The following is a 7017-nucleotide window of genomic DNA, read 5'->3' as shown; positions in this document are numbered from 1 at the left end:
CAGCAGCAGAATCGCCGCCTGGCCCCTGGCGGCCTTGGTGCTGATGACGCAGATCTCCGGCCCCGACCCCTGCAGGATGGCATGATCGACAGCGCGGACCATGCTGGAGCCCATCACGTTCACCACCGCGGCGGTCTTCGCGCCGTTCTTTTTCGCATGACGGATGGAATTGAGGGTATCGAATGTCTCTCCCGACTGGCTGATGGCGAGAAAACCGTCCTTCGGGCCCAGCTTCACGAGCTGGGGGAATTCATCCGTGCTCACCGCCGGCAGGTATCTTCCCGTCAGCTGGCTGAAAAAATACTGGCCCATCGCCGCGATATAGTAGGTAGTCCCCACACCGCCGAGAACGAACGTGGAAGACTCTTGAATCATCCGCGCGAGCGCCTGTAGCGAACCGCGCTCGATGTTCATCGCCGCCTGAATGGTCGCCGGCTGATCGTAAATTTCCTTCAGCATGTAGTGGGGATATCCGCCCCGCCGGGACATCTCCACGTCCCATTCGATCTCGGTCACCTCTTTCGAGACCGTGTTTTGCGTGGTCAGATCCTTGACCACGTAGCTCTGCCGCGAGACGATCGCGTACTCGCTGTCGTCCATGATGACGGCCTGCCGGGTGAACTCGATGAAGGCGTTGAAGTCGGAGCCGATGTAGTTCGCATCGTCCCCGAGACCGATGATGAGCGGGCTCTCGCGCTTGACGCAGTAGATGAATCCGGGGGCATCCACCGAAATCACCGCGAGCGCGAACGTCCCCGACAACTCGCGGACCGCCTGCACGAAGGCCGACTCCATGTCGTTTGTGCGTGCGTAAAAGTCCGAAATCAGGTGGGCGATCACCTCGGTGTCTGTCTCGGAGCAGAATACGATGCCCTTTTTCTCCAGGCGCTCGCGCAGGTCTTTGTAGTTGGAAACGATCCCGTTGTGCACGACCGCTATCCGGCCGGCCCCATCGGTGTGCGGATGCGCGTTTTCGCGGGTGACGGAGCCGTGGGTGGCCCATCGGGTGTGGGCGATGCCGACAAGACCTTGCATGTCGGTGAGCCGCTCGCTCGAATTCACGAACTCGACGGTCCCGACATTTTTGCGCACTTCGAGCGAACCGTTTTGCTGCAGCGCCATGCCGCAGGAGTCGTATCCGCGGTACTCGAGGGCGGCAATGGAACGGTAGAGCTTTTGGGCGACGTTCGAAGAGGAGACGATGCCCGCGATTCCGCACATCTCAGTCGCCCTCCAGCGGGTAGGTATAGTGATGCGGCACGGTGGAATCGGGCGGAATGACGGTTCCGGTTCCGAGGGTGTTGGAGCTGCCCACCCGGCTGCGATCGCCGACAAAAGAGCCCAGCTTGATCAGGCCCGAGTCCACATCGCCGCTGCTCGTTCTCAGCCGGATGACGCTTCGGTCCAGATTGTGGTTGATCGTCATGGTTCCGGAGCCAATCTCCACGCCTTCGCCGATCACGCTGTCGCCGATAAAGGAAAGCCGGCCCACTTTCACATTGTCGAACAACACGCAATTCTTCAACTCCACGCCGAAGCCCACCATGGCCCCCGCGCCGATGGCCGTGTAGGGGCGCACCAGCACCCCGTTTCCCAGAAAAGAGCCGCGGCCGATGAAGCAGGGGCCGAAAATCGAGGCGCCCGATTCGATGACGACATTGCCCTGGATCCGAACAGGCCCGCGGAACTGTACCGCACCGCGCAGCTGGACGCTTCCGTCCACATGGGCGTCTTTCCATCCGCCCATGATCATCCGGTTGGCGGAGAGCAGATCCCAGGGATACTGGGCATCGAGCCAGGGCTCCTCCCAGATGGACGCCCGCAGGCCCTCGTTGCCGATGATGTCGGTGATGGAAGCTTCCATGGAATGATTCTCGAGAAGCTCGAACAACCGGTAGGGCATCACGAAAACACCGGCCAGTACATAGTTTCCCATCTCGCGCTGGCTGGGTTTTTCCACGAACCGGGTGATGCGCATATCGGTGTCGAGATAGACCGTGCCGAACTTTTGCGCCTGGGGGGTATGGCAGATGGCGGCCACCGGCTGATGGAAGGAGCCGAACGTCTGGATGGCATGGCGGTAGATGTTCCCCAGCGCCATCACATCCGCGTAGACCAGCAAGAAGTTTTCGCCGGGCTGAAAATACTGCTTCGCCCTGTGTACGGCATCCCCGATGCCCGCGATTTTTTCCTGATGCACATACTGAATGGTGATGCCGTGGGAAGCGCCTTTCCCGAAGTAATCGACGATCTTCTCCCGGCTGTGACCGACGACCATCACAACGTCGCTCACTCCGGCAGCGCGCATCTGATGGAGCGCGGCCTCGAGGAGTACCTCGCCGGCGACGGGGATCATGGCCTTCGGGCGGGTGTCCGTGAACGGATGAAGGTTCCTGCCCCGGCCTGCTGCCAGAATAAGCGCTCTCAAGGAACCATCCTTCGGAAATGCCCGGCATGCCGGGCACGGGGGCAAAATCAAATCAATAACTTCAAGGGATTATAGCAGAAGATGACAAAACAGGGGGGAGGGAAGCCTCACCGCGGGCCCCGGGCGCTCCAGATGGCTTCCGCCCGGGCGAGATCCCCCGGGGTATTCACCCCCAGGGCCTCCTCCGGAACAGGGGCCGGAACCGCCAGCAGGCGCCGCCCCTCCCCTGCGGCAATGGCCACCGCCGCGGTCAGATAAAACTCGCCCTGGCGGTTCTGCCGCCCGAGCCGCGGAATCGCCGAGCGCAGAAAACCGAGATCAAAAACATAGGTGCCCGAGTTGATTTCGCGGATTTCGCGCTCGGAGGCGCTCGCATCTTTCTCCTCGACGACCGCCACCATCCCGCCATCGCCCCCCCGATCGCGGAGAATGCGCCCATAACCCGCGGGATTCTCCAGCACGGCGCTCAGAAGGGTAACTGCCACCTTTTCGCTCCGGTGCCGCCGGATGAGGTCATCCAGGGTTCCGGGGCGGATCAGGGGTGCATCCCCGCACAGGAGAATCAAATCCCCCCCCTGCCCGGGATCGAGTGCGCCGATCCCGATTCCGGCGGCATGGCCGGTCCCCAGCTGATCGGCCTGAAGGGCAAAGCGCAGATCCGTCTCATCAGAGGAAAAGACAGCGCGCACCGCCTCCGCCTGATGGCCCACAACGAGGACGATCGGGGATGCGCCAGCCTGCCGGGCGAGATCGACCACATGGCGCACCAGCGGCACCCCCCCCAGCGGGTGGAGGACCTTGGCGAGCGGAGAGCCCATTCGCTTGCCCATGCCGGCGGCGAGGATGACTGCGGCGAGAGATGTGTTTTCCGGTGCCATCGGAAAATCGAACCTAGCGGGAGCGGGGGCGGGGACGGCGGGTAAGTCCCAGCTCCTGCAGGCGGCGGCGCAAAGTGTTCCGGTTCATCCCGAGCAGCTTGGCCGCCTTCACCTGGTTGCCTCCGCATTCGTGCAGCACCAGCTCCAGAAGCGGGCGCTCGACTGTGCGGATGGTGTGGTTGTAGAGATCGCTCTCCTCCCCCTCGTTCAGGCAGGCCACCGCCGCCGCAAGGCGGTCGCGGAAAAACGTCTCCATCTGGCCCGCCCGGCGCGGCCCCGAGGCTTCCTGGAGATCATCGAGGGTAACCGTTCCGCCATCGGCGAGCAGATAGGCACGCCACAGATAGACCTCGAGCTGAGACTCGTTTCCCCACCAAGGCTGCGAGGCCACCCATTCCATGGCGCCGGGCGTCAGGATTCTCTGATCCTGGTGAACGCGATCCGAAAAATCTTTCAACAGAGATGAGGCCAGTTTCGGAATGTCCTTCTTCCGATCCCGGAGCGGGGGAACGCGGACGAGAAGCGTCTGTCCGCCTCGCTGAAGCTGGGCCGCCAGCTCATCGTGAAAGAGACGCTCGGGATCCTGCGTCTCGGCAAGGGTCAGCCGGAAATTCGGGCTGAGGTCCTCTCTTCCCACCACCTGGCCGAGCCGCTTCTGCAGGTCGGCCGAGAGCATCTGCACATTTTCCACAAAAAGGGTTCCTCCCATTTGAAGGAGCTCCCCCTCCTCACCGCGGCCGTTTTCCAGCCGGGCAAGGGCCCGCTCGAGCTGGACGGGACGCTGCCTCGCCGCCTCCCAGTGAAGAAACGGGTACCGCAAGCCGGGAAATTGCTGGTGCACCGACCGGGCGATCTCATCGAAACGGACGCCGAATTCCCCCCGAAGAAGAATCGTGCGGTATTTCTTGACCGCGCGTTTCATCTCCCGCCGCAACCGATTGGTCGCCGCGCTCTCGCCGGAGACAACACCCGATGTCCGGTAGTTCTCCTGCAACTCTGAGCGGAGCCAGCGCACCTCGCGGCGGAGCAGACCCTCTTCTTGCAGATTCTCCGCAAACTGGATCACTTCGCCCGGATACACTTCTTCGATGAAGATCGACCGGGCGCCCGCCTTCAGGCTCAGGGAGCCGAGCGTACTTTTATCCTCCTGCCGCAGCACCACCCCGACCGGCTTCCGGGTCTCCCCGACCCGCCGCAAATGCGGCAGATCGCCCCGCTGCAATCCGCCCATGAGGACGAAATCAAATCCCTCGATACGGGACACGGCTCTTTCCGGCCGGGCCACTACCTCGGAGGCGAGCCCCTCCGCCCGGAGCGCGTCGAGGAGCGCGCGATTTTCAGGGGAAACGTTTCCGACAAAAAGCATCCGTCCCTTGTCGTCGGTTTTCACAGAACTAGACACGCGAACGATTCCTTTCTTCCGGCCGATCCGAAACAGGGCCCAGCACAAACAAGGGGCCATTCTTCGTCATTTTCGAAAAAACCACGGGAGCGCCGACATCCACCTGCGCTTTGCCCTCCCCTTCGAGCCGCCCCATCATCCTGCCCCCTTCCTCGAACTCGACAAGAACAAGGAGATAAGGGGGCCCCAACTCGCCGGGCGCGACATGGACGCGGGTGTAGCTGTAAATCTCGCCGCGCCCGGAGATTTCCTCAACACGCAGCGCACCGCCGCAATGCCCGCAACTCGCTCCGCCGAACTGCATCCTTCCACAGCCGCCACAACGGCCCACTTCGAGGGACACATTTTTCCTCCTGCCCTCAGCGGAGAGCGGAAAAAATATGAACCGTGCAGGTGGCGCCCGATCCACCCAGATTGTGGCAAAGCCCCACCTCGGCGCCGGGCACCTGTCTCCGGCCCGCATCCCCCTGAAGCTGGCGGACCGCCTCGTACACCTGGGCCAGGCCGGTCGCCCCCACCGGATGTCCTTTGGCCTTGAGCCCGCCGCTCGGGTTTACCGGAAGCGCCCCGTCCATCGCCGTATGGCCCTCGAGGGTGGCCCGGCCGCCATCTCCTTTGAGGAAAAAGCCGATGTCTTCGAGGGCCACGATCTCCGCAATGGTGAAGCAGTCGTGCACCTCGGCGAAATCCACATCCTCCGGCGTGAGCCCCGCCTGGCGGAAGGCCGCCTCGCTGGCCCTCCGTGTGGCCTCAAACTGGGTGATGTCCTTCTTGTCCACGAGTGAGGGGGCATCCGCCGCCTGGGCGGAGGCCAGCACGCGAACCGGCCGCGCGCGCAAATCGGCCGCCATCTCGGCCGGACAGAGCACGGCCGCCGCGGCGCCGTCACTGATCGGTGCGCAGTCATAGAGCCCCAAAGGCTCAGCGACGGGCTTCGCCTCGAGAACATCCTTTCGCGTGATCGTTTTTTGGAAGTGGGCGTTCGGGTTATTCGCGCCGTGCGCATGATTCTTGACCGCGACTTCGGCGAGCGCCTCGAGAGGTGTTCCATACTGGGCCATGTGGCGTCTGGCAATGAGAGCGAAAAGGGCTGGGAACGTCGCCCCCGAAACCACCTCGGCCTCGAGGTCCCCCGCCGCCGAGAGGATCGATGTCACAGCGCCGGTCGCCGCCGCGGTCATCTTTTCCACACCGGCCACGAGCACGAAGTCGGCCGCCCCGGAGGCCACGGTCTGAACCCCCAGCCGAAAGGCCACGCCCCCCGACGCGCAGGCATCTTCCACGCGGGTGCAGGGAATCGGCCCCAGTCCCGCCGCATGGGCCACTTTCGGGGCCAGGTGATTGTGGCCGGAGAAGGCATGCCCGGCAAAGTTGGCCAGGAAAAACGCCTCAATCCGCCCAGGCGGCACCCCCGCATCTTCCAGCGCAAGGCGGCAGGCGGAAGCGCCCAGAAGGACCGCGTCCTCCGAGCGTTTTCCGAAGGGCGTTGTTCCCACACCGGCGACAGCAACGCTTCGCACGGAAAACCTCAATAAGATAAAAGCGCTGATTCCGTAATTCCCAATATCATGAACAGATGTTTTTTTGATTCAATGAACCGGCTGCCGAACGCGGCAGCGCCGCAACCTGCATAACGAGAAAAAAAACCAACGGCCTGGATCCAGAACGAATCCGGAAATTGAAAACCGAAAAACCAAATAGACAGAGTGAGAAAACGCTAGCACATGAAAAACGAAGTTGCAATGGCATTCAAGGGAAAGGGGAGGGGAATTCGAATCGAAAAACGGAATTTATGATTTGACGTTTCAGGAAGTTTTCATGCCATGCCGAATTCAAACCGCAATCACGGTGCCGGCGGCGAGAGGATCCTTTAAAGATTGGAGAATAAGATCCCGTAATTGTTCGGGTTCCGCATCCGGATTGATTTCGAGCACGAAACCATCCATCAACTCGCGCCGAAACCACGCGGCAATGACGCTGGCCTCTTCCATGGATTCTTTGTCCGGCTTCTCCTCTTCAGCGGCTTCTTCGAAATAAACGGCGCGAATGCGGTCCGCCAACTCATCCCCCGGGGGGGAGTCGCGCAGAAAGCGCATCTCCTCCACAAGGAAACCCCGGCGGACGAAATAGCAGACTCTCTCCAGGCGCGTCTCTCCGGGCTCTACAATCAACAGGTTGCGATGTTCAACGGATGGCCCCGAGAGCCCATGGGTCTTGGTGAAATGGCGCAGCCGGGTAATCAGCCGCCGTATATTCTCCGGGGATGGCCCCTTGCCGTCCCACGCCCGCTCGAGGAGGGCGGCCAGCTC

At 62.2% G+C, this 7017-nt stretch carries 7 protein-coding genes; all 7 read right to left on the bottom strand.

Going from position 1 to position 7017, the window contains the following annotated elements; translation table 11 throughout:
* Positions 1–1221, bottom strand: a 1221-nt coding sequence (gene glmS / locus O2807_09995; GenBank protein ID MDA1000825.1) for a glutamine--fructose-6-phosphate transaminase (isomerizing), incomplete at its 3' end; no start/stop codon positions are given.
* Between the two features lies 1 nt (position 1222).
* Positions 1223–2428 (bottom strand): sugar phosphate nucleotidyltransferase, encoded by a 1206-nt coding sequence (locus O2807_09990; GenBank protein MDA1000824.1) that lies wholly within the window; start codon positions 2426–2428, stop codon positions 1223–1225.
* A 107-nt stretch (positions 2429–2535) separates the two neighbouring features.
* Entirely contained in the window at positions 2536–3306 is a 771-nt protein-coding gene (locus O2807_09985; protein ID MDA1000823.1) for an NTP transferase domain-containing protein, read from the bottom strand.
* Positions 3307–3319: 13 nt separating this feature from the next.
* On the bottom strand, positions 3320–4708 hold the full coding sequence (locus tag O2807_09980) for a sigma 54-interacting transcriptional regulator (GenBank protein ID MDA1000822.1): 1389 nt from the start codon (positions 4706–4708) through the stop codon (positions 3320–3322).
* Complete coding sequence (locus tag O2807_09975; GenBank protein ID MDA1000821.1) at positions 4701–5051, bottom strand: OB-fold domain-containing protein; 351 nt, start codon at positions 5049–5051, stop codon at positions 4701–4703. Before O2807_09975 ends, O2807_09980 begins: the two co-directional genes overlap by 8 nt.
* Positions 5052–5067: 16 nt before the next feature.
* On the bottom strand, positions 5068–6228 hold the full coding sequence (locus O2807_09970; GenBank protein MDA1000820.1) for a thiolase domain-containing protein: 1161 nt from the start codon (positions 6226–6228) through the stop codon (positions 5068–5070).
* 312 nt (positions 6229–6540) lie between these two features.
* On the bottom strand, positions 6541–7017 hold a 477-nt coding region (locus tag O2807_09965), incomplete at its 5' end, for a hypothetical protein (GenBank protein MDA1000819.1).

It is taken from the genome of bacterium (assembly GCA_027622355.1).
GTDB lineage: Bacteria > UBA8248 > UBA8248 > UBA8248 > UBA8248 > JAQBZT01.
The sequence above is the reverse complement of the archived record's forward strand: the minus strand, read 5'-3'. Positions and strand labels throughout refer to the sequence as shown.